The following is a 22,533-nucleotide window of genomic DNA, read 5'->3' on the forward strand; positions in this document are numbered from 1 at the left end:
CCTGCATGGCATTCGAAACCATTCTGTTGGACATCCACGGCAAGGTCGGCCTGATCACCCTCAACCGGCCGCAGGCACTGAACGCCCTTAACGCGCAGATCATCGCGGAAATCAACCAGGCGCTGGACCAGTTGGAGCAAGACCCACAGATCGGCTGCGTGGTCCTCACTGGTTCTGCCAAGGCCTTTGCTGCCGGTGCCGACATCAAGGAAATGGCCGAGCTGAGCTACCCGCAGATCTACCTTGACGACCTGTTCAGCGAGTCCGATCGGATCGCCAATCGGCGCAAGCCGATCATCGCCGCGGTGTCTGGTTTTGCCCTGGGCGGGGGCTGTGAGCTGGCGATGATGTGCGACTTCATCCTCGCCGCCGACAACGCCAAGTTCGGTCAGCCAGAAGTCAACCTCGGTGTGCTGCCGGGCATGGGCGGCACCCAACGGCTGACCCGTGCCGTAGGTAAGGCCAAAGCCATGGAGCTGTGCCTGAGCGGTCGTTTGATGGGCGCCGAGGAAGCCGAACGCGCAGGGCTGGTGGCACGCGTCATCCCGCAGGCCGAGTTGCTTGAAGAAGCCTTGAAGGTGGCGGCAAGCATCGCCGCCAAGTCGATCCCGATTAGCATGATGGTCAAAGAGAGCGTCAACCGCGCCTTTGAAGTCACCCTCAGCGAAGGTGTGCGCTTCGAGCGTCGGGTATTCCATGCAGCCTTTGCGACTCACGACCAGAAAGAAGGCATGGCGGCGTTTATCGCCAAGCGCGAGGCGCAGTTCAAGGACGCCTGACAACGGCGCGTGGTTGCAGGTGGGGCGGATGCCTGCAACCGCTCCCACTCAATACCAATGATCCGCCGCCGGCTTGCGACCAAGGAAGCACAGCGCTTGGCCCTTCGCATGATTCAAGCAGGCCTTCGCACTGCCTAGTATCGGCTCATTGCCTGTCGCGCCGACGGGCCATGGACAGTCGAGGCTTTCATGATTTACGCCGCTCCCGGCACCGCCGGTGCCCTTGTTCAATTCAAGCTGCGCTACGGCAACTACATCAACGGGCAGTTCGTGCCGCCGATCAAGGGCGAGTACTTCACCAACACCTCGCCAGTCAATGGCCAGCCGATTGCCGAATTCCCGCGCTCTGGTGCCGAGGACATCGACGCGGCGCTGGATGCCGCGCATGCGGTGGCCGAGTCCTGGGGGCATACGTCGGTACAGGACCGTTCGTTGATTCTGCTGAAGATCGCCGACCGCATTGAAGCGCACCTCGAGCAGCTGGCGATTACCGAGAGCTGGGATAACGGCAAGCCAATCCGCGAAACGCTCAACGCCGATGTGCCGTTGGCCGCCGATCATTTCCGCTACTTTGCCGGGTGCATCCGCGCTCAGGAAGGCGGCGCGGCCGAGATCAATCAGAACACCGTGGCCTACCATCTGCATGAGCCGTTGGGGGTGGTCGGGCAGATCATTCCGTGGAACTTCCCGCTGCTGATGGCCGCCTGGAAGCTCGCCCCAGCGCTGGCTGCCGGTAACTGCGTAATCCTCAAGCCTGCCGAGCAGACGCCTCAATCAATCACTTTGCTGGTAGAGCTGGTAGGCGACTTGCTGCCCGCCGGTGTGCTCAACATCGTCCATGGCTATGGCCGCGAGGCGGGCGAAGCGCTGGCCACCAGCAAGCGGATCGCCAAGATTGCCTTCACCGGCTCGACCCCGGTGGGCTCGCACATCATGAAGTGCGCTGCCGAGAACATAATTCCGTCCACTGTGGAGCTGGGTGGCAAGTCGCCGAACATCTTCTTCGAAGATATTCTCCAGGCCGAACCGGCCTTTATCGACAAAGCCGCCGAAGGGCTGGTGCTGGCGTTCTTCAACCAGGGCGAAGTGTGCACCTGCCCATCGCGCGCGCTGGTGCAGGAGTCGATCTATCCGCAGTTCATGCAGGTGGTGCTGGAGAAGATCCGCAAGATCAAGCGTGGCAACCCGCTCGACACCGAGACCATGGTCGGCGCGCAGGCCTCGCAGCAACAGTTCGACCGCATTCTCACCTACCTCGAAGTAGCCGAACAGGAAGGCGCCGAGCTGCTCACCGGCGGTCACGTCGAGCGGCTTGAAGGTGATCTGGCTGGCGGTTACTACCTGCAGCCGACCCTGCTCAAGGGCCATAACGGCATGCGCGTGTTCCAGGAAGAAATCTTCGGCCCGGTAGTCAGCGTGACCACCTTCAAGGATGAGGCCGAGGCACTGGCAATTGCCAACGATACCGAGTTCGGCCTCGGCGCCGGGGTCTGGACGCGTGATATCAACCGCGCCTATCGCATGGGCCGCGGGATCAAGGCTGGGCGAGTCTGGACCAACTGCTACCACCTGTATCCAGCGCACGCGGCGTTCGGCGGCTACAAGAAGTCTGGCGTGGGCCGCGAGACGCACAAGATGATGCTCGACCACTATCAGCAGACCAAGAACCTGCTGGTCAGCTACGACATCAACCCGCTCGGGTTCTTCTGAACCAGCGGTAACTGGTCCTGAGGTGCGACTTATTTACGTTTTCTAAAATTGCGGATGAGCCGAGTAGGCTGGGGGCGCCTTGCGCCCCTTTCGCGACACAAGGCCGCTCCTACAGGGACCGCGTTGGAATGTGGTCTCGCTTTTTGTAGGAGCGGCCTTGTGTCGCGAAAGGGGTGCGAAGCGCCCCCAAGTAAAGAAGATTCCGTAACTAATGGTTCCAAAGTAGCAATGGCATTACACCGGAAACGGTGTATCAATAGACGCACCGCAATCCTGTGGTGCCAGAAGAGGATGAACCCATGTGGAAAAAACCCGCGTTCACTGATCTGCGTATTGGTTTTGAAGTCACGATGTATTTCGCCAACCGCTGAATCTTCTGGGGCCGCCACGCGGCCCTTTCCGCGCTGTCAGGCCGCTGCCAGTGCGCGCCGATCCGATTGCAAACCCTTCAGGATGCTTTAGGCTGAGCTTCACCCTCAAAAAAACAATAGGCGTTGCATGAGCGCGAATCCGAGCCAGTTGCGCAAGTTCGTTTCCCCGGAAATCATCTTTGGTGCCGGCTGCAGGCATCACGTTGCCAACTATGCGCGGACCTTCGGCGCGCGCAAGGTACTGCTGGTCAGTGACCCCGGCGTGCTGGCTGCCGGCTGGGTCGCCGACGTCGAGGCCAGCCTGCAGGGGCAGGGTATCGACTACTGCCTGCATACCGATGTCTCGCCCAACCCCCGTGTTGAAGAAGTCATGGCCGGCGCCGAGCGCTACCGCAGCGAACAGTGCGACGTGATTGTCGCCGTCGGTGGTGGCAGCCCGATGGACTGCGCCAAGGCCATCGGCATCGTGGTCGCCCATGGCCGGCATATTCTCGAGTTCGAAGGTGTCGACACCATTCGCGTGCCGAGCCCACCGCTGATTCTGATCCCCACCACGGCAGGCACCTCAGCGGACGTGTCGCAGTTCGTGATCATTTCCAACCAGCAGCAACGGATGAAGTTTTCCATCGTCAGCAAGGCGGTGGTGCCGGACGTGTCGTTGATCGATCCTGAAACCACCCTGAGCATGGATCCGTTCTTGTCCGCCTGCACCGGCATTGACGCCTTGGTGCATGCCATCGAGGCGTTCGTGTCGACCGGGCATGGCCCGCTGACCGACCCGCATGCGCTGGAGGCCATGCGCCTGATCAACGGCAACTTGGTGCAGATGATCGCCAGCCCCAACGATATTGCCCTGCGCGAAAAGGTCATGCTCGGCAGCATGCAGGCGGGCCTGGCGTTTTCCAATGCCATTCTTGGCGCCGTGCACGCCATGTCGCACAGCCTTGGTGGTTTTCTCGACCTGCCCCATGGGTTGTGCAATGCGGTGCTGGTCGAGCATGTGGTGGCGTTCAATTACAGTGCGGCGCCAGAGCGCTTCAAGGTGATTGCGCAGACGCTGGGGATTGATTGTCGTGGGCTCAATCATGAACAGGTGCGCAAGCGTCTGGTCGACCACCTGATCGCGCTCAAGCATGCGGTGGGTTTCCACGAAACCCTTGGCTTGCATGGCGTCGGCAGCAGCGATATCCCGTTCCTGTCACGCCATGCGATGGGCGATCCGTGCATTCTGACCAATCCGCGCAGTTCGAGCCTGCGAGATGTCGAGGTGGTCTATGGCGAGGCCCTCTGAGCCTGGCGCCGATGCCTTGGCTGGGTTGTTGGGGTTATCCAACCACACGGTGCGCAAGAGCCATTACCCAGAACTGGCAGTGCGCCTGGAAGAGCTGGAAGCGGAACGCAATCGCTATACCTGGCTGTTCGAACACGCCGTGCACGGCATCTTTCAGGCCAGCCTCGAGGACGGCATGCGTGCAGCCAATCCGGCGCTGGCGCGCATGCTCGGCTACGACCACGCGCAGGCATTGCTGTTCTCGCGCAGCGATCTGGCCAGCTTGCTGTTCGATCGGGGTACCGATGAGTTGGCCGAGATCGTTACTACCCTCCAGCGCGAGCGCGCGTTGCTGGCCTATGAGACCCGCCTGCGCCGCCGTGATGGCAGCAGCGTCGATGTGCTGATGAACCTGCTCTCGCGTCCGGACGAACCCGGCGTGGTCGAAGGCTTCGTGGCGGATATCACCGAGCGCAAGCAGGCTCAGGCACGCCTGCAGCAGCTCAATGACCAGCTTGAACAACGGGTTGCCGAACGTACCAATGAGCTGATCGAGGCGCGCGACGCCGCCCAGGCGGCGAACCTGAGCAAGGACAAGTATCTGGCTGCGGCCAGCCACGACCTGCTGCAGCCGTTGAATGCCGCCAGGTTGTTGATTTCGACCTTGCGCGAACGCGACCTGGCCGCGGCCGAAGGCCTGCTGGTCGAGCGTGCGCACCAGGCACTGGAAGGCGCTGAAGACTTGCTCAGCGACCTGCTGGATATTTCCCGCCTGGATCACGCGACCATCAAGCCCGACTTCGACTGTTATCGGCTCGATGATCTGCTGTTACCGCTGGAGTCGGAGTTTCAGCCGGTTGCCGAGGCAGCCGGGCTGTCGCTGCGGGTGCGTGGTGGGCAGCCGGTGATACACACCGATTTGCGCTTGCTGACGCGGATACTGCGCAACTTTCTCAGCAATGCCTGCCGTTACACCGAGCAGGGGCGGGTGCTGCTGGGCTGGCGGCGGCGCGGCGACAAGCTCAGCATCGAAGTCTGGGACAGCGGCCGTGGCATCGCCGCCGAGCGCTTGCAGTCAATCTTTCTCGAATTCAACCAGCTGGATGTCGGCCGGGCTGCCGATCGCAAAGGGGTCGGGCTGGGGCTGGCAATCGTCGAGCGGATCGCACGCATCCTTGAGTGCAACATCGGCGTACGCTCCTGGCCGGGCCGCGGTTCGGTGTTCAGTATCGAAGTGCCGATCTCCAGTCAGGAGCCGGCGCCGGCGGGCTTGCCGATTGCGCAGGCCAGTGTCGGCGACCCTTTGCCTGGGCGGCGCCTGCTGGTGCTGGACAACGAGCTGAGTATCCGCCAGAGCATGGCGGCCCTTCTCGGCCAGTGGGGCTGCGAGGTATTGACCGCTGGGGATCTGCACGAATCGCTGCAGGTCCTGCAGGGGCGGCCACCGGAACTGGTGCTGGCGGATTTTCACCTTGATCAAGGCCTGACGGGCTGCCATGTTGTTCGCGACCTCAGGGCGCACTTCGCCTGCGCGATTCCGGCGGTGATGATTACCGCTGATCGCAGCGAGCAGAGCCGGCGGGCCATGCAGCGGCTGAAGGCACCGCTGCTGAACAAACCGGTCAAGCCAGGCAAACTGCGCGCTGTGCTCAGCCAATTGCTGGCACAGTGACTGTGGCTGGAGCAGGGGATACTGATGGACCTTGTACATCATTTCAGACAATTGCCCGGTAATCCCTGTTGCCCGTTGCGCCTTGGCGCCTTAGACTGCCGCCCCCTGTAAAAGAGTGCCGGTTGGCGCTTGAAGAATTCTGTTGCGCAGGCACCGGCCTGAGCGACACCCGAATCGCCCAATGCACATTTTTTCATAGAGAAATCGATGACCAAGGAACAGTTGCTGGCCATGTCGGCCGATGACTACATGAACGCTGCCCAGTTGGAGTTCTTCACCCAGCTGCTGCAAGCGATGAAGGTAGAAACCCACGAGCGCATCGAACAGAGCCGCATCACCATCGAAAGCCTGGATACCCCTTCGGACCCGGCCGACGTGGCGTCGGTCGAAGAAGAGCGTCACTGGCTGGTCAACGGTATCGAGCGCGACCAGCGCTTGCTGCCGCAGCTGGAGATGGCCCTCGGCCGTATTGGCGACGGTGATTTTGGCTGGTGCGAAGACAGCGGTGAGGCGATTGGCCTGCAGCGTCTGCTGATCAGCCCGACCACCAAGTACTGCATCGAAGCGCAAGAGCGCCACGAACAGATCGGTCGCCACCAGCGCCAGATCTGATCGATCGCAGCATGCATGGCCCCACGGAGCGATCCCTGGGGCTTTTTGCATTTGTTCGGCACTACTTTGGTTGCTGGGCGCTTTGATGTTTGCTCTGCATCAAGTCTGTGCTCGTTAAGCCGAAGGAAGTATAGATAGTGGCGTTATAGTGGCGTCTAATGGGAGCACAATAATGCCCTAGCGGATGGACCCTCAACATGATGCGTGATGGATCTGTGCCCACCTGTAACTTGCCGCAACCCGCAAAACGCCCGGTCCTGCCAGGGATTGCCGCGTTGCAGGGCGCGGCGCTGGCTGCCGTGCTGGCGGCCATGACGTTTGCTCAATTGGCGTTCTATCTGGCCCTGCCGCTGGCATTATTGGTGCTCTGGTTGCCGGGTTGGCGACGCAAGGCAGCCCAGCCAAGAAACGCCGAGCCGTCTTCACCAGCGCACAATGAGCTAACCCAAACCTTGGCGCGCAGCACCAGCCATAACGCCTTGTCTGCCGCCTCCATGGCTTTTTCGGTACAACAGTTGGCCACTCGATTGCAGTCGCAACTGGGCGCCGCCGATCAGATCGTTGACAGTGCACAGATCATGATCGGCACCGAGAAAGCCACCGCTCAGCTCAGCCAGCAGGCGTTGCAGGCGGCCCGTTCAGCACATTCCAACAGTGCGGCAGGTCAGCAGGTACTGGCCGAGTCGATCCAGCGCATGCACCAGTTGAGCGCCCGGGCCACGGCCAGTCGCGAGTTGATCGAAGCCCTGCACCAGCGCAGCGAAGATATCGCTCGGGTCACCCTGGTGATCCAGGCCATCGCCAGCCAGACCAACCTGCTCGCGCTCAACGCGGCGATCGAGGCGGCCCGGGCCGGCGAGCACGGGCGTGGCTTTGCAGTGGTTGCCGATGAAGTGCGCGGGCTGGCCGGGCGCACCGCTACCGCTACTGGCGAAGTAGGCGCGATGGTCGCCGATATTCAGGCCCGCACCGCTGAGGTGGTCGAGCAGATTCGTAGCCTGGCCGGGGATTTGAGCGCTGACCTGGTTCAGGTCGAGCAAACTGGCGAGCAGTTGACCTTGATCGCCAAGCTGGCGGCCTCTGTGGAGCTGCAGGTTGACGAGATCGCCGAGGGGACCCAGATCAACCAGCAACAACTGGATAACCTGTTCCAGGCGGTTGGGCAGGTGCGCACTGATCTGGAGCTCAGCGATGGGCAAACGCGCACGCTTGCTCAGGCAGCGGTGCACATGGAACGCCAGGCCGAGGCGCTCAGCGAGCGGCTTGCTGAGGTGGGCCTGGATGACTACCACCAGCGCATCTTTGCGCTTGCCGAGCAGGGCGCGCGGAGTATCGCTGCCCGCTTCGAGCAGGATATCGAGCAAGGTCTGATTAGCGAAGAGGCGCTGTTCGATCGGCGCTACCAACCCATCCTGAACATGCAGCCGCCGCGCTTTACCACCCGCTTTGACCAGTACACCGATACGGTGCTGCCCCAATTGCAGGAGCCGCTGCTGGCCCAGCATGAGGGGCTGGTCCACGCGATTGCCTGCACTGGCGAGGGCTACGTTCCGACCCACAACGCGGCGTTCAACCTGCCCCTGACCGGCGACCCGCTGCATGACACCGCGCACAACCGCAGCAAGCGCAAGTTCGACGACCGCACCGGTATCCGCTGTGGCAACCATAAGCAGCGGTTGCTGTTGCAAACCTACAGCCGCGATACCGGCGAACTCATGCATGACCTGTCGGTGCCGCTGTTCATCAACGGTAAGCACTGGGGTGGCCTGCGTCTGGGCTACAAGCCCGAGCCTGGTCTGAACTGAGCGGGGTTTATTGCCGCTGATGCAATACAGATGTACCAGGCCGCGCTGTTTGTAGTTGCGGTTGATGCGTATCATGGTGATATCGTTAGGTTGCTAATTAAATTCCGGAGGGGATGATGAATAGCCAGATCGATGTCGCAGTGATGATCGGCTCCGGTGTACCGGCAGCATTGCAGGCGCGGGGCCTGCGGGTCTGCTGGGTCGTGCTGGTGAATGGCGAGCGTCGTGGTACGGCGTTTGCCAGTCGCCAAGAGGCGCTGGATTGTCAAGCTGCCTGGCAGGCCCAGCTGGGCCGAACACAGGCAGCCTGAAAGCCTTTTCAGCCCTCCAGGAAGCGCGCCAGCTCACACGCATCGCTGTGCCGGCGGCGAAAACCTCTGACCCGGCCGGTAGCGCTGTCGGTTACGTGAAAAAAGGCGATGCCGGCAGCCACTACCCGAAATCTGGGCCGGTCTGCAGCGCTGGTCAGGCAATAAATGTCGCTTGGGCCTCGACGGATTTCAGTATTTTCGTGCATATTTCTCCCGTGTAACGCGCAGAGGGTTGCCTTGGGCCGTCAGGCCTGGGACCTGTCGCTATCTATTGCATGTCTACCGGCAGTGTTGAAGTCGGCATTTACGCCTGCGTTGTGGGAAAATTGCCGAAATGTGATGTGCGGATCTAGCTGGCACAGCGGGGTTAGAAATCCTGCCTGCTGCGTAGTCTTTATGTACGGGCCGCTCGTGCTCTATTTCATTAGTCTTTCAGCAGCGATCTGAAATGGCTGCGCCGCCGATCAATTCGGGTGTGGCGCTTGTAACCCTGTTTGAGGATTTGAGATTGGCAGTCAGTACTCTTGATACCCATGCGTTATTTGCATTGGGCGACTTGCGTGGCAAGTTGGCCCAGTTGTTTCACGGGCGTTTCGTTTATGTCACCGAGCAAAGCCCGGACGGCTTGTACATGGCCGAGATCGATACCGAAAGCTCGTTGGTGGTGGATGACAAGCAGCGCCTTGAGCTGAAAGTAGGTGATCATTTCCGCGCCGCAGTTCTACCCAGTCGCGAGGGTGGCAAGCTGGAGCTGCGTTTTCGCGAGCTCAAGCTGAATGTCTACGGGGGCGATTATGCTTTCGTCAAAGTGGCGGAAGGTGAGGGCATCGTGTTTCGTAACGGCCATGGCGTGATGTTGGTCTTTGCCGCTCAGCAGCAAGTGCAGGATGGCCTGGGCAAGCTGCTCAAGGCAGTGACCGGCAAGGTTGCCAAGTGGCGCAAGGGTGAGTTGACGACGTTCAAGGCCAGCGAGTGAGTGATGACCGATTGCCTGCCCAGGGACGGGCGGAGTTTCACCGCCAGTTCGAGTCACAGGCGGTGGCGCATGCCGAGCGGCTGCTGGCCCAGCGCGCAGTGATGGGCAGCGCCTGGCTGAGTTGGGTTGCCGGCCAGTTATATGAGATTACGCCTGCGCCCTTGGCTGCAATGGTCCGGCGCGAACTGCAGCGACTGAATCGCTAGGCTCGGGCCGGCCTGGCGGGTATCTCAATTGCCCTGGTTATTGCCGCCGCTGATCTCGGCAGGCACGTTCTCGCCTGCCGCACGTTTGCGAAACAGCGCTGCGCGGGCCAACAGCAAGGTGGTAACCGGCACGGTTATCGACAGCAGAATCGGGATCAGCCAGGCATGCACGATTGGCCCCTGCTTCAACCATGAAAAATACAGGATCGATGCCAGGCTCACGCACCAGGCGCCGATAGTTGAAGCCAGTGCAGGTGGGTGCATCCGCTGGAAGTAGTCTTTCAGCCGCACCAGACCGATTGCACCAATCAACGCGAACAGGCTGCCTATCAGCAGTAACGCTGCGGTTGTGAGTTCGAGCCAAAACGGCAGTTGCAGAGCTTCGGTCATTCTATTACCTCACCGCGCAGGAGGAATTTGGCCAAGGCGAATGAGCCGACGAAGCCGAACAAGGCAATCAGCAATGCGCCTTCGAAATAGGTATCGCTGGCATAGCGAATGCCCAGCACTAGCATCATCAACATGGCCAGGATGTACAGGTAATCCAGGGCCAGAACCCGATCCTGGGCAGAAGGGCCGCGGAACAACCTGACCAAAGCCAGCGCCATGGCAATGGTGAAGATGAACAAGCTGGCGAGAATCGCGTTGGCGAGCAGGCCTGTCATTCGAATATCTCCATCAGCGGGCGTTCATAGGTGTGCTTGAAGTGCTCGATGAACTGCGCCTCATCACGCAGATCGAACACGTGCAGCAGCAGCATGCTGCGGTCCAGAGCAAGTTCTGACCAGACCGTGCCGGGCACCACTGTGGTGATCATCGACAAGGCGGCCAGGCCATGCACATCGCGCAGTGCCAGTGGAATGTGGACGAATGCCGATCGTGGCGGCCGGCGCTTTGCCGACAGAACGCCGCGGGCAACTTGCAGGTTGGAGGTGATGACATCCAGACCTACCCGGCCGATCAGTTTGGCAACCACCCACGGCCGTTTCACGTGCGCATGTTGCGGGCGCAGTGGGGCCAGCAGGATGGGCGCGAGAATCGCCAGCAAGGCGCCGAGCAGCAGGTTGCCAGGGCTGATCGAGAGGTTCAGCAACAGCCACAACGCAAACAGCGCAACCGACAGCAGCGGAGCGGGTAACAGACGGTTCATGGCTGCGCCTCGGTGTTGAAGGTGGTTGGACCTGGAATCGGCATCGAGCCCATGACTGCCTCAATGTATGCCTGCGGTGCTTGCAGGCTTGCGGCAGTGTCCTGGGTGTAGCGCAGCAGCGGTTCTGCCCTGACGCTGAGGAACAGGCACAGACCCAGCAGAATCGCGATCGGCAGGCACTCATAGCGGCGCAGCAGTGGCGAAGGGCGCTCTTCGGGCTTCCAGAAGCGCTGAATGCCAACCCTGCCAAAAGCGATCAATGACGCCATGCCGGAAAGCACCAATAACGCGACCAGGCACCAGCCGGCCGCCGACAGTGGCTGCTCCGGGGCGACACCCAGGCCCAGCGGGTTGAACAGCGCGCTGATCAGGCTCAGCTTGCCGATGAAGCCCGACAGCGGCGGCATGCCGATGATCAACAGCGCGCAGGCAATAAAGCTTAAACCCAGGAATGCCATGGTCCACGGAATGATCTGGCCGATTACCGCCTTCTGCTGATCGTCCAGGTTGATGCCCTTGGGTGGATGCAGAGACTCCAGCAGTGGCGGCGACAGGCCTTCGTCATCATCCAGCGGCGTCTCGTTGGCCGAGCGCGAGCGCTCGATCAACTCCGCCAGGAGGAACAACGCGCACAGGGCCAGGGTCGAGCTGACCAGGTAGAACAGCGCGCTGCCGGTCAGAATGGGCTGACCAAAACCTATCGCTGCCATCAAGGTGCCGGCTGAAACTAGAATGCTCAGCGCTGCCATACGCTCCAGGCGCTGTGCGGCCAGAATCGACACCGCGGCGACCGCCAGGGTCGCCAGGCCGCCGTAGACCAGCCATTCGCCGCCAAAGTGCGCCGACGCGCCGGCTTGCCCGGAAAACAGCAACGTCCACAGCCGCAGTACGGCGTACAGGCCGACCTTGGTCATGATTGCGAATAGGGCGGCGACCGGTGCGCTCGCCGAGGAGTAGGCCGGTACCAGCCAGAAATTCAGCGGCCAGATCCCGGCCTTGGCCAGGAACGCCATCGCCAGAATGGCTGCGCCGGCGTGCAGCAGGCCACGATCAGCCTCAGGAACCAGCGGGATCTTCAAGGCCAGGTCGGCCATGTTCAGTGTGCCGGTGACGCCATAGAGCATGGCTGCACCGACCAGAAACAGCGAAGAGGCGAACAGGTTGATGGCGATGTAGTGCAAGCCCGCTTTGACCCGAGCCCGCCCTGAACCGTGCAGGAGCAGGCCATATGACGCTGCCAGCAGCACCTCGAAGAATACGAACAGGTTGAACAGGTCGGCGGTGAGGAATGCGCCATACAGACCCATCAGCTGGATCTGGAACAACGCATGAAAACTCGCCCCGGCGCCGTCCCAGCGCGCCCGGGCGAACAGCAGGGCGCTGACGCCGATCACGCCGGTCAGGCTCAGCATCAATGCCGAGAGATGGTCGACCACCAGCACGATGCCGAATGGGGCTGACCAGTTACCGGGCAAATAAACACCGATAGACTCGGCCTGGCCCTGGCTGCGCACCCAGTTCAGCAGCGTCAGCGCAATCGCCAGGCCGATAATGCTCGACAGCAGGTTGAGGTGGGCCTTGATCCGCCGATGTTTCTCACCCAGCAGCAACATAATCGCCGCTGTCACCAGCGGCAACAGGATTGGTGCGACGATCAATTGATTCATCCAGCTCATTCTTCACGCTCCCGGCCATCGACGTGGTCAGTGCCGGTCAGCCCGCGCGAGGCCAGCAGCACAACCAGGAACAACGCGGTCATGGCAAAGCTGATGACGATCGCGGTCAACACCAATGCTTGTGGCAATGGGTCTGTGTAGTGCAACAAGTCCTGTGTCACGCCTTCCTTGATGATCGGCTCTTTACCGATGAACAGGCTGCCCATGCTGAAGATGAACAGGTTGACCCCGTAGGACAGCAGGCACAGCCCCATGATCACCTGATAGGTACGTGGCCGCAGGATCAGCCAGACCCCGGACGCGGCCAGAACACCGATGGCTACTGCAATGACTTCTTCCATCAGGCGGCTCCTGTCTGGCTGGATTTCTGTGCGCTGCCGGGGCGATAGGCGCGCACTGATTGGTGGGCCAAGGCCGTCAGAATCAGCAAGGTCGAACCTACCACCACGCTGTACACGCCGATGTCGAAGAACAGTGCACTGGCTACGTGCACGTCACCCAGCAGCGGCAGGTGCAGGTGTGCGGTATGGGTGGTCAGGAACGGATAGCCCAGTAGCATCGCGCCAGCGCCGGTCAGCGTTGCGCAGAGCAGGCCGGTGCCCATCCAGCGCAGCGGCCGCAGGCTCATCTGCGCCTCCACCCATTGGGTGCCCGCCACCATGTACTGCAGGATGAATGCCACCGACATCACCAGGCCGGCGACGAAGCCACCCCCCGGTTGGTTGTGACCGCGCATGAACAGGTACATCGACACCATCAGGGCCACCGGCAGCAACAGCCGCACCAACGCCGCGGGCACCATCATGAAGCCCATTGCCGTGTCGGTGGCATGCCGCGGGTTGATCAGGTCGGTAACCACATCCGGGGCCAACTGGCGCTGCTGCGCCGGCAGTTGCATGCTTTCCTTGGGTGGGCGGAAGCGGCGCAGCAGGGCGAACACGGTCAGCGCCACGGCAACCAGCACGGTGATCTCGCCGAGGGTGTCGAAGCCGCGGAAGTCCACCAGCATCACATTGACCACATTGGTCCCGCCGCCTTGGGGCAGTGCCCGGCTCAAGTAGAACGAGGAGATATCGTTGGGCGTAGGCCGGGTCAGCATCGAGTAGGACAGCAGGGCCATGCCGCCACCGACCAACACGGCCAACAGCAGGTCACGCAGGCGGCGCAGGCGCGCCCGTTCCTGACTGCCGGGCAGAGGCGAGACACCTTCGATACGGCGAGGCAGCCAGCGCAGGCCGAGCAGGATCAGTACCGTGGTAACGACTTCAACCGCCAACTGAGTCAGGGCCAGGTCAGGGGCCGAGAACCAGACGAAGGTAATGCAGGTCATCAGGCCGCAGACGCTGACCATGGTCAGTGCCGCAAGACGATGATACTTGGCCTGCCAGGCAGCCCCGATGGCGCAGGCAATGGCAATCACCCACAAGGCTACGAACACCCCGGAGCCAGGTATCTTCGGTCGATCACCCCAGCTCAAGCCGCTGTACAGCAGCGGCGTCAGGCCAGCGATAAACGCCGCCAGCACGAGCATGAACAGTTGTTTCTGCAAGCGTCGGGTAGTCAGCGCTGCCTCTACATGACGCGCAATCAGCATCAACCTGACCAGCCCATGTTCGAACAGGCGCTTGCCATTGAAGCGTTCGATCAGTGGCGGGTACGGGAATCTGCCCAGGCGCAGTTGCTTGCGCAACAGCAGGTACAGCATCACGCCACCGCACATCGCCACCAAGCTCATGATCAAAGGCGCATTCCAGCCGTGCCAGATGGCCAGGCTGTATTCTGGCAGTGTGCCGCCGACTACCGGCAGAGCGGCGGCGGCGAGCAGCGGGCCGACTGACTGGGCCGGGAAGATCCCGACGACCAGGCAGGTCAGCACCAGCAACTCGACCGGCGCCCGCATCCAGCGCGGTGGTTCGTGGGGTGTATGCGGTAGGTCCTGGGCAGGTGGGCCGAAGAATACGTCGACGGTAAAGCGCAGGGCGTAGGCAACGCTGAAGGTGCCCGCCAGGGTGGCGATGACTGGCAAGGCCGCTTCGACCCAGGCGGTGGAGGAAATGAACACTGTTTCGGCGAAGAACATTTCCTTGGACAAGAAGCCGTTCATCAATGGCACGCCGGCCATCGACGCACTGGCAACCATGGCCAGGGTCGCGGTGTAAGGGATAAGCCGCATCAACCCGCTGAGACGGCGGATATCGCGTGTCCCACTCTCGTGGTCGATGATGCCGGCCGCCATGAACAGCGACGCCTTGAAGGTCGCGTGGTTGAGAATGTGGAACACTGCTGCGACTGCCGCCAGCGGGCTGTTCAGGCCGAGCAGTAGGGTGATCAGCCCGAGGTGGCTGATGGTCGAGTAGGCCAGCAGGCCCTTGAGGTCATTTTGAAACATCGCCGCGAAGGCGCCCAGAACCAGGGTAATGGCACCCGCGCCGCCGACAATCCAGAACCATTCCTCGGTGCCAGCCAGAGTGGGCCACAGCCGAGCCATGAGGAACACGCCTGCCTTGACCATGGTTGCCGAGTGCAGATACGCCGACACTGGCGTCGGCGCCGCCATGGCGTGGGGCAGCCAGAACTGGAATGGAAACTGCGCACTCTTGCTCAGCGCGCCAATCAGGATCAGCGGCAACAATACCGGATACAGCGCATGCTGGCGCACGGTTTCCCCGGCCGCGAGCACTTTGTCCAGATCATAGCTGCCGACCACATGGCCGAGCAGCAGGGCACCCACAAGCAGGCACAATCCCCCGGCGCCGGTCACCATCAGCGCCATATAGGCGCCGCGGCGGGCATCAGCGCGGTGGTGCCAGTAGCCGATCAGCAGGAACGAGAACAGGCTGGTCAGCTCCCAGAAGAACACCAGCTGGATCAGGTTGCCGGAAATCACCAGCCCGAGCATGGCGCCCATGAACGCCAGGAAGAATGCGAAGAAGCGCGGCACCGGGTCTTGCGGCGACATGTAATAGCGCGCGTATAGAGACACCAGTGTGCCGATGCCCAGCACCAGCAGCGAGAACAGCCAGGCAAAGCCGTCCATGCGCAGCACCAGGTTCAAGCCCAGGCTTGGCAGCCACAGAAACTCCTCGCGGATCACGCCACCGTGAGCGACCTGAGGGTAGAGCAGCGCCACCTGGACCGTGCCGACGAGGGCCACCAGCCCGGCGAGAATTGACTCGGCGTTCCTTGCGTTGTGCGGCAGGACGGCCGCCAGGCAACTGCCAACGAAGGGCAGAAGCAATAGCACTATCAATGACATAGCGACCTAATCTGGAGGAGTTTGGTAAGGATAATACGTGCCGAACGGTTGATCACCAACACGCAAGCTGTGCCAGAATCCTACAAAAGGGGTGTGACAAGCAGTTTTTTTATAACAGCTTTTTACAAAGGATAGCTGTTCTTTTCTCCATTACTGGCTGGTTTCGCCGTCGACTGGCGCGCTATTTGCCTGTTGAGAACGCTCACTGCGGCGGATCTTCAGTTCGCTGATGACTACGGCAATCACGATCAGCAGCCCGCCCAGCAACGCCATCCCCGGCAGGCGCTCGCCGGCGAGACGCCCGACCACGCCTGCCCAGACCGGTTCACCCGCGTAGATCAAGGTTGCCCGAGTGGGCGAAACCGATTTTTGCGCCCAATTCATGGCTACCTGAATGATCGCGCTCATCAGGCCCAGGCCGAGGGCGCTTGTCAGCAGTAGCCAGGAAAAATCAGGCAATGACTCGTTGGTCGGCACGATCATCGCAAACGACAGCAGCGAGGCCGTGGCCAATTGCACCACCGTCACCCTGCGCACATCGACCTGGCCGGCATAGCGGCTGATCAAAATGATCTCAGCGGCAATCGCGACGGCGCTGATCAAGGTCAGCAGTTCGCCTTCACTGAAGTGCAGGCCTGCGCTGCTGGGGCCCGCGAGCAGCATCAGGCCGACAAATGCCAGGCAGATTCCGAGGCTCGGCATCAAACCGGGGCGTCGGCCCAGCACCAGCCACTGCAGCAGTGGTACGAACGGTACGTAGAGTGCAGTGATGAACGCCGACTGGCTGCTGTTGATCGTTTGCAGGCCCATGGTCTGCAAACCGTAACCGAGCATGATGGTGATGCCGATCAAAACGCCGGCCTTGAGTTCGAGCATGGTCAGGCCCGCCAGCGCTCTTGCCGAAACCAAGCCCACGAACACGGCTGCCGCGGCGAAGCGCAGGCCGACAAAGAACATCGGGCCGCTGACGCTCATGACGTTGTGCACGATGAGAAAGGTGCCGCCCCACAGCATAGTGATGAACACCAGTACCAGTTCTGCCTTGCTCAGGCGGAAACTGACAGTGGTCTTGGGCTGACTGGGGGCCTGGCTCATGGTTGCACGCTCGACAGTGGCGGCGCACAATCGCCGCAAAGTGGGCAGTATACTGCGCAAGGCTTACCGATGAGCAATATAGTGCACAAAACCTCGACGCATCGCGCTTCCGTGCTCCAACACGTTAGTCAGAACATTCGCCAATTGCGTGGCGCGGCGGGCCTCAGCCAGAGTGCCCTGGCCGAGCGCTCTGGAGTCAGTCGGCGCATGCTGGTAGCCATCGAAGGCGGTGAGAAGAACGTTAGCCTGACCACCCTCGACTTGATCGCCGAGGCCTTGGGAGTGGCGTTCAGCCAGTTGATTCAGGCTCCTGAGCAGCGCGATCCGAGCCGCATTGAAGAGCTGGCATGGGCCGGCGAGCATCCTGGCAGCAGAGCCTTGTTGCTGGGGAGCAGCCCGGCGCGGCGCGAGGTGGAGTTATGGGAATGGACGCTGGCCCCTGGCGAATCCTACGCCAGCGAGGCAGACGCCGAAGGCTGGAGCGAGCAGATCTACATCGCCGAGGGCTGCTTGACGCTGATCATCGAAGGTCAGGCCCAGCAGTTGGCGACGGGGCAGTTCCACATCTTTGCCAGCAACCGCCGCTATGCCTATCGTAATGACGGCGAGCTGCCCGTGCGATTCGTGCGCAATGTTGTGATCTGAAGCTCACTGCTGGTAGGCCGCCAGGCATTCCTCAGTGTTTTGCACCGTTGCGTAAGCGAATGCCAGTGAGGCCATGAACGTTGCATGCACCTGGGCAGCTGGCACTTGCTGGCCATTGAATTCCAGCGCTCGTGTGGCGCACGCATCATGGGCGACCGTGACGCTGTAGCCAAAATCGGCGGCAGCGCGCACGGCGGCATCGATACACATGTGGCTCATGCTGCCGACAATCGTCACGGCTTGCACGGCGTGCTCATCAAGCAGTTCTTTAAGGCCGGTCTCTTGAAAGGCATTGACCTGTTGTTTGAGCAGCACCGGCTCATCACCGAGGGAAGCAGCCTTGGGGTGAATTTCGGCTCCGGCTGAGCCCGGCGCAAAGAATGGCGCGTCGGAGCTGGTAAATTCATGGCGAACATGCACGATCAGGTCGCCGCGCTTGCGCGCTGCATTGAGCAGCAACGCGGCGTTGTCGGCGGCCGCATCAGCGCCGTCGAGGCACCACTTGCCCCCAGGAAAGTAGTCTTTCTGGATATCGATGACGATCAGTGCCTGTTTGCTCATGCTGCCTCCTGCGGCGGGTGTCAGGTTGAACACTAGTTATAGATGCGAATTGCCTGGCAGGTGCGATACGGAAAACTACAGTAATGTTGTTGGTGGATCTGACGGATGCGGCCCAGGGCCGCCGAGCGCCAGATGATCGTGATTGTTGCGCAGCGGGCACTCCTTCAGCGACATGCAGCCGCAGCCTATGCAGCCGTCCAGTTGATCGCGTAGCAGGGTCAATTCTTCGATGCGCTGGCTGAGATCGTCTCGCCAGCCGGCCGACAGGCGCTGCCAGTCAGCGGCATTCGGGGTATGGCCCAGCGGCAGGCTGGATAGCGCTTTGGCGATGGTGGCTAGCGGGATGCCCAGACGCTGGGCCATCTTGATCACCGCCACCCGGCGCAGCATCGCACGCGGGTAGCGGCGTTGATTGCCGGCGTTGCGGGTGCTTTGGATCAAGCCTTTGGTTTCGTAGAAGTGCAGGGCGGTAACCGCGACGCCACTACGACTGGCCAGTTGGCCGACGCTGAGCTGGCGCTCGGTATCGGTGGCGTGGATGGCTGGCATGCTAATTAATCCTTGACCTTGACTTAACTCGAGGTTTTACCCTGCCGGCCATGATGACTGCAAGTACTGCATAAAGGAGACAGCCTGTGGCCGCTGCGATGCATTCCCTATGGTTTACCCAAATGATCGAATATCAAGTGCCGGCTAGCCGTCAGGCTGCTCTTGCCAACGCGCTGGTGTTGCGCAGCGAGCAACTGGCCACGCGCTGGCCGGCATTGGTGCGGGTAAGTGTTCAGGCCAGCGATGACGGCACGCGGGTCCTGCAGCATTTACAGTGGCAGAACCGTGAACAGTGGCAAGCGGCCTGCGGCTCTTTCACTGATGAGCCATTCCTCGAACTGCTTGAGCAACATCAGGCGAGGAGCGTCAACTTCGCCGCGTATCAGGCTGTGCGCAGTCTGGTGCGTGGCAATGATGGCGGCCTGCATTGTGAAGTTGGCGCGGGCGCTTGGTAGCCATCGCTAATCATCTGTTACCTATGCCAATTGCGAGTGACGGGAGGCTGCTCCATTATCACTGGCTTGATCGCCGATGATGTCGCCATCGCAGGAGTGCACTTGACATGAATAGCCAGTCCCAGTTGCAGCAAAGTGTGCCGTCGCGCCTCGCCCGTGTGCGTGAGGTAATGGCCAGTGAGGGTGTGGACGCACTGCTGGTGCCTTCGGCAGACCCGCACCTGTCCGAGTACCTGCCGGGCCACTGGCAAGGTCGTCAGTGGCTGTCCGGATTTCATGGCTCGGTGGGTACATTGGTGGTACTGGCTGACTTCGCTGGGCTGTGGGTAGACAGCCGTTACTGGGAACAGGCTGCAAACGAACTCGCCGGCAGCGGCATAGAATTGATGAAGCTTATGCCAGGTAGCTCAGGCCCGTTCGATTGGCTCGGCAGCAATCTCCAGCCGCAGGCGACGGTTGCCGTTGACGGCGCTGTGCTGTCGGTGACCGCGTCTCGGCAGCTTCAGCAGAGTTTGCAAGCCAACGGCATCCGGTTGGTGACAGACAAGGATCTGCTTGATCAAGTCTGGGAATCACGCCCAGCGCTGCCAGCTGCCCCAATCTACGAGCACTTGCCGCCCCAGGCCACAGCCACCCGAGCGGAAAAACTGGACGCGCTGCGCTGTACCTTGAGCAGCAAAGGTGCCGATTGGCATTTCATTGCCACCCTCGATGACATCGCCTGGTTGTTCAATCTGCGCGGCAGTGACGTTTCCTATAACCCGGTTTTCGTCGCGTTTGCATGGGTTGGTCAGCAACAGGCGGTGCTGTTTGTCGACCTGAACAAAGTTGATGCCCAGCTGCGTCAAGCACTGGCGGCCGACGGTGTCGAGCTGCAGGACTACCACCACGCAGGGCGCGTGCTTGCCTCAATTGCGGGTGGCAGCACTGTATTGATCGACCCGGCCCGGGTCACCTGTGGCCTGGTCGGTCGGCTCGGGGCGCAGGTGAAGCTGCTCGAGCAGATCAACCCGACGACGTTGAGCAAGTCGTGCAAGGGCGATGCTGAACTGGCGCATGTTCGTCAGGTCATGGAGCAGGACGGGGCTGCGCTCTGTGAATTTTTTGCTTGGTTCGAGGCCAACCTTGGCAAACAACAGATCACCGAGTTGACCATCGACGAGCGTCTGACTGCGGCGCGAGCGCAGCGACCTGGCTATGTTTCACTAAGCTTCTCGACCATTGCCGCTTTCAATGCCAATGGCGCCATGCCGCACTATCGTGCTACCGAGCAGTCCCATGCGGTAATCGAGGGCGACGGGCTGTTGTTGATCGATTCGGGCGGCCAGTACCTGGGCGGTACGACCGACATTACCCGGATGGTCCCGGTAGGTCAGCCGACCCGGGCACAGCGTGAGGATTGCACTCGCGTGCTCAAAGGCATGATCGCGTTGTCGCGAGCGAGTTTCCCGCGTGGCATTTTGTCTCCGTTGCTGGACGCAATAGCACGGACGCCGCTCTGGGCTGATCAGGTCGATTACGGTCATGGCACTGGACACGGCGTCGGCTACTTCATGAATGTGCATGAAGGGCCGCAGGTCATTGCCTACCAGGCCCAGGCGTTGCCGCACACGGCGATGCAGGAGGGCATGATCAGCTCGATCGAGCCTGGCACTTATCGGCCAGGCAAGTGGGGCGTACGGATCGAAAACCTGGTGGTCAATCGCGCAGCAGGCAGGAGCGAGTTCGGCGACTTTCTGGCTTTTGAAACCTTGACCTTGTGTCCGATCGATACGCGCTGCCTGCTGATTGAATTGCTCAATGATGAGGAAAGAGGCTGGCTCAACCAATATCATGCGCATGTCAGCGAGCGGTTGGCACCTCTGTTGGCGGGTTCTGCACTGCAGTGGTTGCGCGATCGTACGGTGGCTGTCTGAGTCTGCGCTCCAACGTAAAAAGGGTAGCCATTCGGCTACCCTTCAGCGTTATTACTTGCAAATGACGATCATGCTGCGGCTGGTATAGCCAGCCGGGTTGATCCCGAACAGGTAGTCACCCGGTTCTTCGTCAGTATCGCCCGAGCGGGCCACTACTCTATAGCCGCGATTGCTGCACGCACTGGCCGCCTTGGCATTACACTTTTCCCACGAAGAGGAAAGGCCGGAGCAATTGATGTGTAAACCCTTTTTCCCACGCTTGACTTCAGTCTGTGCGGTGGCGGCACACCCTGCGATGGCCATTACAGCCAGGATGAGCAAAATACGTTTCATGCCTGTCCTTAAATGTGGGGGCGACTGCATGCCTGCTCCCATCGTCCTCGCCTGATTCTTCCTGAATTTACCTCAGCATCCGTGTTCGGCACAGTAGATAGCGTAGAGATTATGATTTTGTGACAGCTTAATCAGGCCAGCAGGTCGGTACAACCGCTAAACACGGCAAATGAAAATATTTCTCAATTCAGTCAGCGACGACCGCGGGTGCAGGTTCCTTACGCATGGTCAGTGTAGCTCCAGCAGAAGCGGTGATGATCGCAGCGATAGCCAACCATTGCCCAGAGGTGAGCTTTTCGCCGAGGAACAGCAAACCTGATAGAGCACCGAACGCTGGCTCGATACTCATCAAGGTACCGAACGTGCGCGCTGGCATGCGCATCAGGGCAACCATCTCCAGGCTGTAGGGGAGGGCAGTTGACAGCACCGCCACGCCCAGAGCGACAGGCAGCAGCGCCGGGTTCAGGAGTGCAGTGCCTGCATGGATAACGCCGACCGGCGCAACGAACAAGGCGGCGATCACGACACCGAGTGCGGCTGTCTGCACACCATGCTCGGCGCCGGCCTTTTGCCCATAAAGAATGTACAGCGCCCAGCACACTCCGGCGGCCAGCGCATAGCTGGCGCCGATCAGGTCAACAGCGCTTGCGCTTTGCCCCACCGGTATCAGCAAGAGCAAGCCCGCGATTGCCAGCGCGATCCAGAGAAAGTCGATGGCACGGCGCGAGGCAAAAATGGCTACTGCCAGTGGGCCTGTGAATTCCAGTGCCACGGCGATGCCCAGTGGCACTGTGCGCAGCGACATATAGAAGAGGAGGTTCATGCCGCCCAGTGCCATCCCGTAGATCAGCACATTCCGCCAAGTGCTGCTGTTCATACGTGCCCGCCATGGGCGCAGAATGAGCAGCATGATCACGCTGGCAAAAATCAGCCGCAGGGTGGTAGTGCCTTGAGCGCCGATCAAGGGGAACATGCCCTTGGCCAGGGATGCGCCTGACTGGATGGATGCCATGGCTATTAATAGCAGGCCGATCGGGAACAGCGTGGTGGCCATGCTGCGGGGCGTGGTGCTCATAATTCGGCGGGGATCCTGTGGTGGGCGCGATGCGCACTATAGTGCGCAGGTTGCTCGATTTGCCGCAAGCACCCCGTGCAGAGTGTTGTTTGATACAGTCGGTGAATTAA

General features: G+C 60.9%; 24 protein-coding genes. 13 read left to right on the top strand and 11 right to left on the bottom strand.

The genetic code is table 11. From position 1 onward, the window contains the following. Positions 1-5: 5 nt before the first annotated feature. The 10 genes from ACQZ2L_RS18175 (at position 6) to ACQZ2L_RS18220 (ending at position 9,712) form a co-directional block, all read left to right on the top strand. Complete coding sequence (locus ACQZ2L_RS18175; protein ID WP_314875549.1) at positions 6-779, top strand: enoyl-CoA hydratase; 774 nt, start codon at positions 6-8, stop codon at positions 777-779. Positions 780-968: 189 nt separating this feature from the next. Next, positions 969-2,489 carry an acetaldehyde dehydrogenase ExaC gene (exaC, locus tag ACQZ2L_RS18180; RefSeq protein ID WP_430327237.1) on the top strand — a complete coding sequence of 507 codons (1,521 nt, stop codon included), beginning with the start codon at positions 969-971 and terminating at the stop codon, positions 2,487-2,489. A gap of 299 nt (positions 2,490-2,788) precedes the next feature. Continuing rightward, positions 2,789-2,860, top strand: coding sequence for a pyrroloquinoline quinone precursor peptide PqqA (gene pqqA, locus ACQZ2L_RS18185; protein WP_009394664.1), 72 nt, complete (start codon positions 2,789-2,791; stop codon positions 2,858-2,860). A gap of 127 nt (positions 2,861-2,987) precedes the next feature. After that, positions 2,988-4,151 (top strand): alcohol dehydrogenase-like regulatory protein ErcA, encoded by a 1,164-nt coding sequence (ercA, locus tag ACQZ2L_RS18190; RefSeq protein WP_430327238.1) that lies wholly within the window; start codon positions 2,988-2,990, stop codon positions 4,149-4,151. Next, positions 4,135-5,802 carry a PAS domain-containing hybrid sensor histidine kinase/response regulator gene (locus ACQZ2L_RS18195; protein WP_430327239.1) on the top strand — a complete coding sequence of 556 codons (1,668 nt, stop codon included), beginning with the start codon at positions 4,135-4,137 and terminating at the stop codon, positions 5,800-5,802. The genes ercA and ACQZ2L_RS18195 overlap by 17 nt, the downstream gene beginning before the upstream one ends. 207 nt (positions 5,803-6,009) lie before the next feature. Further along, a complete protein-coding gene (locus tag ACQZ2L_RS18200; protein ID WP_101318304.1) occupies positions 6,010-6,414 on the top strand; it encodes a TraR/DksA family transcriptional regulator in 405 nt (134 codons plus the stop codon). A gap of 578 nt (positions 6,415-6,992) precedes the next feature. After that, on the top strand, positions 6,993-8,219 hold the full coding sequence (locus ACQZ2L_RS18205; RefSeq protein WP_430327258.1) for a methyl-accepting chemotaxis protein: 1,227 nt from the start codon (positions 6,993-6,995) through the stop codon (positions 8,217-8,219). Between the two features lie 116 nt (positions 8,220-8,335). After that, the gene (locus tag ACQZ2L_RS18210) at positions 8,336-8,530 is read left to right on the top strand and encodes a hypothetical protein (RefSeq protein ID WP_430327240.1); all 195 of its coding nucleotides are present in this window, start codon (positions 8,336-8,338) and stop codon (positions 8,528-8,530) included. 508 nt (positions 8,531-9,038) lie between these two features. Beyond that, positions 9,039-9,506 (top strand): hypothetical protein, encoded by a 468-nt coding sequence (locus tag ACQZ2L_RS18215; RefSeq protein ID WP_430327241.1) that lies wholly within the window; start codon positions 9,039-9,041, stop codon positions 9,504-9,506. Beyond that, positions 9,503-9,712 (top strand): hypothetical protein, encoded by a 210-nt coding sequence (locus tag ACQZ2L_RS18220; RefSeq protein WP_430327242.1) that lies wholly within the window; start codon positions 9,503-9,505, stop codon positions 9,710-9,712. The genes ACQZ2L_RS18215 and ACQZ2L_RS18220 overlap by 4 nt, the downstream gene beginning before the upstream one ends. A 24-nt stretch (positions 9,713-9,736) precedes the next feature. On the opposite strand, the gene ACQZ2L_RS18225 is transcribed toward ACQZ2L_RS18220, so the two are convergent. The 7 genes from ACQZ2L_RS18225 to ACQZ2L_RS18255 all read right to left on the bottom strand — a co-directional run bounded on the left by ACQZ2L_RS18225 (position 9,737) and on the right by ACQZ2L_RS18255 (position 16,889). Then, positions 9,737-10,102 (bottom strand): Na+/H+ antiporter subunit G, encoded by a 366-nt coding sequence (locus tag ACQZ2L_RS18225; RefSeq protein ID WP_430327243.1) that lies wholly within the window; start codon positions 10,100-10,102, stop codon positions 9,737-9,739. Further along, on the bottom strand, positions 10,099-10,377 hold the full coding sequence (locus tag ACQZ2L_RS18230) for a K+/H+ antiporter subunit F (RefSeq protein ID WP_101318314.1): 279 nt from the start codon (positions 10,375-10,377) through the stop codon (positions 10,099-10,101). Before ACQZ2L_RS18230 ends, ACQZ2L_RS18225 begins: the two co-directional genes overlap by 4 nt. Further along, the gene (locus ACQZ2L_RS18235; RefSeq protein ID WP_430327244.1) at positions 10,374-10,862 is read right to left on the bottom strand and encodes a Na+/H+ antiporter subunit E; all 489 of its coding nucleotides are present in this window, start codon (positions 10,860-10,862) and stop codon (positions 10,374-10,376) included. The genes ACQZ2L_RS18230 and ACQZ2L_RS18235 overlap by 4 nt, the downstream gene beginning before the upstream one ends. Continuing rightward, positions 10,859-12,538 carry a monovalent cation/H+ antiporter subunit D gene (locus tag ACQZ2L_RS18240; protein ID WP_430327245.1) on the bottom strand — a complete coding sequence of 560 codons (1,680 nt, stop codon included), beginning with the start codon at positions 12,536-12,538 and terminating at the stop codon, positions 10,859-10,861. Before ACQZ2L_RS18240 ends, ACQZ2L_RS18235 begins: the two co-directional genes overlap by 4 nt. Beyond that, positions 12,535-12,879 carry a Na+/H+ antiporter subunit C gene (locus ACQZ2L_RS18245; RefSeq protein WP_043213881.1) on the bottom strand — a complete coding sequence of 115 codons (345 nt, stop codon included), beginning with the start codon at positions 12,877-12,879 and terminating at the stop codon, positions 12,535-12,537. Before ACQZ2L_RS18245 ends, ACQZ2L_RS18240 begins: the two co-directional genes overlap by 4 nt. Next, positions 12,879-15,794 carry a monovalent cation/H+ antiporter subunit A gene (locus tag ACQZ2L_RS18250; protein WP_430327246.1) on the bottom strand — a complete coding sequence of 972 codons (2,916 nt, stop codon included), beginning with the start codon at positions 15,792-15,794 and terminating at the stop codon, positions 12,879-12,881. Before ACQZ2L_RS18250 ends, ACQZ2L_RS18245 begins: the two co-directional genes overlap by 1 nt. Positions 15,795-15,944: 150 nt before the next feature. Then, positions 15,945-16,889, bottom strand: coding sequence for a DMT family transporter (locus ACQZ2L_RS18255; protein WP_430327247.1), 945 nt, complete (start codon positions 16,887-16,889; stop codon positions 15,945-15,947). An 81-nt stretch (positions 16,890-16,970) separates the two neighbouring features. Here ACQZ2L_RS18255 and ACQZ2L_RS18260 point away from each other — a divergent pair, with 81 nt between their 5' ends. Then, entirely contained in the window at positions 16,971-17,534 is a 564-nt protein-coding gene (locus ACQZ2L_RS18260; protein WP_430327259.1) for a helix-turn-helix domain-containing protein, read from the top strand. 3 nt (positions 17,535-17,537) lie between these two features. Here ACQZ2L_RS18260 and ACQZ2L_RS18265 read toward each other — a convergent pair whose 3' ends face one another. Beyond that, on the bottom strand, positions 17,538-18,095 hold the full coding sequence (locus ACQZ2L_RS18265; RefSeq protein WP_430327248.1) for a cysteine hydrolase family protein: 558 nt from the start codon (positions 18,093-18,095) through the stop codon (positions 17,538-17,540). Between the two features lie 75 nt (positions 18,096-18,170). Then, the gene (gene soxR / locus ACQZ2L_RS18270; protein WP_430327249.1) at positions 18,171-18,644 is read right to left on the bottom strand and encodes a redox-sensitive transcriptional activator SoxR; all 474 of its coding nucleotides are present in this window, start codon (positions 18,642-18,644) and stop codon (positions 18,171-18,173) included. Positions 18,645-18,766: 122 nt separating this feature from the next. Between soxR and ACQZ2L_RS18275 the strand changes: the two genes are divergently transcribed. Then, complete coding sequence (locus tag ACQZ2L_RS18275; protein WP_430327250.1) at positions 18,767-19,099, top strand: antibiotic biosynthesis monooxygenase; 333 nt, start codon at positions 18,767-18,769, stop codon at positions 19,097-19,099. A gap of 107 nt (positions 19,100-19,206) precedes the next feature. Continuing rightward, positions 19,207-21,015, top strand: a complete 1,809-nt coding sequence (locus ACQZ2L_RS18280; RefSeq protein WP_430327251.1) for an aminopeptidase P family protein — start codon at positions 19,207-19,209, stop codon at positions 21,013-21,015. 51 nt (positions 21,016-21,066) lie between these two features. On the opposite strand, the gene ACQZ2L_RS18285 is transcribed toward ACQZ2L_RS18280, so the two are convergent. Then, on the bottom strand, positions 21,067-21,348 hold the full coding sequence (locus ACQZ2L_RS18285; protein ID WP_430327252.1) for a hypothetical protein: 282 nt from the start codon (positions 21,346-21,348) through the stop codon (positions 21,067-21,069). Positions 21,349-21,535: 187 nt separating this feature from the next. Beyond that, positions 21,536-22,423, bottom strand: a complete 888-nt coding sequence (gene rhtA, locus ACQZ2L_RS18290) for a threonine/homoserine exporter RhtA (protein ID WP_430327253.1) — start codon at positions 22,421-22,423, stop codon at positions 21,536-21,538. Positions 22,424-22,533: the final 110 nt, after the last annotated feature.

It is taken from the genome of Pseudomonas shirazensis, from assembly GCF_050496565.1.
GTDB lineage: Bacteria > Pseudomonadota > Gammaproteobacteria > Pseudomonadales > Pseudomonadaceae > Aquipseudomonas > Aquipseudomonas shirazensis_A.

Bases quoted from the DNA above. Each gene is read 5' to 3' on its own strand.
- ACQZ2L_RS18275 (WP_430327250.1), top strand. From the start codon at position 18,767: ATGATCGAATATCAAGTGCCGGCTAGCCGTCAGGCTGCTCTTGCCAAC.
- ACQZ2L_RS18205 (WP_430327258.1), top strand. From the start codon at position 6,993: ATGATCGGCACCGAGAAAGCCACCGCTCAGCTCAGCCAGCAGGCGTTG.
- ACQZ2L_RS18175 (WP_314875549.1), top strand. From the start codon at position 6: ATGGCATTCGAAACCATTCTGTTGGACATCCACGGCAAGGTCGGCCTG.
- ACQZ2L_RS18265 (WP_430327248.1), bottom strand. From the start codon at position 18,095: ATGAGCAAACAGGCACTGATCGTCATCGATATCCAGAAAGACTACTTT.
- ACQZ2L_RS18225 (WP_430327243.1), bottom strand. From the start codon at position 10,102: ATGACCGAAGCTCTGCAACTGCCGTTTTGGCTCGAACTCACAACCGCA.
- rhtA (WP_430327253.1), bottom strand. From the start codon at position 22,423: ATGAGCACCACGCCCCGCAGCATGGCCACCACGCTGTTCCCGATCGGC.
- ACQZ2L_RS18250 (WP_430327246.1), bottom strand. From the start codon at position 15,794: ATGTCATTGATAGTGCTATTGCTTCTGCCCTTCGTTGGCAGTTGCCTG.
- ACQZ2L_RS18210 (WP_430327240.1), top strand. From the start codon at position 8,336: ATGAATAGCCAGATCGATGTCGCAGTGATGATCGGCTCCGGTGTACCG.
- soxR (WP_430327249.1), bottom strand. From the start codon at position 18,644: ATGCCAGCCATCCACGCCACCGATACCGAGCGCCAGCTCAGCGTCGGC.
- ACQZ2L_RS18230 (WP_101318314.1), bottom strand. From the start codon at position 10,377: ATGACAGGCCTGCTCGCCAACGCGATTCTCGCCAGCTTGTTCATCTTC.
- ACQZ2L_RS18255 (WP_430327247.1), bottom strand. From the start codon at position 16,889: ATGAGCCAGGCCCCCAGTCAGCCCAAGACCACTGTCAGTTTCCGCCTG.
- ACQZ2L_RS18195 (WP_430327239.1), top strand. From the start codon at position 4,135: ATGGCGAGGCCCTCTGAGCCTGGCGCCGATGCCTTGGCTGGGTTGTTG.
- ACQZ2L_RS18240 (WP_430327245.1), bottom strand. From the start codon at position 12,538: ATGAGCTGGATGAATCAATTGATCGTCGCACCAATCCTGTTGCCGCTG.
- ACQZ2L_RS18200 (WP_101318304.1), top strand. From the start codon at position 6,010: ATGACCAAGGAACAGTTGCTGGCCATGTCGGCCGATGACTACATGAAC.
- ACQZ2L_RS18235 (WP_430327244.1), bottom strand. From the start codon at position 10,862: ATGAACCGTCTGTTACCCGCTCCGCTGCTGTCGGTTGCGCTGTTTGCG.
- ACQZ2L_RS18280 (WP_430327251.1), top strand. From the start codon at position 19,207: ATGAATAGCCAGTCCCAGTTGCAGCAAAGTGTGCCGTCGCGCCTCGCC.
- ercA (WP_430327238.1), top strand. From the start codon at position 2,988: ATGAGCGCGAATCCGAGCCAGTTGCGCAAGTTCGTTTCCCCGGAAATC.
- ACQZ2L_RS18245 (WP_043213881.1), bottom strand. From the start codon at position 12,879: ATGGAAGAAGTCATTGCAGTAGCCATCGGTGTTCTGGCCGCGTCCGGG.
- ACQZ2L_RS18285 (WP_430327252.1), bottom strand. From the start codon at position 21,348: ATGAAACGTATTTTGCTCATCCTGGCTGTAATGGCCATCGCAGGGTGT.
- exaC (WP_430327237.1), top strand. From the start codon at position 969: ATGATTTACGCCGCTCCCGGCACCGCCGGTGCCCTTGTTCAATTCAAG.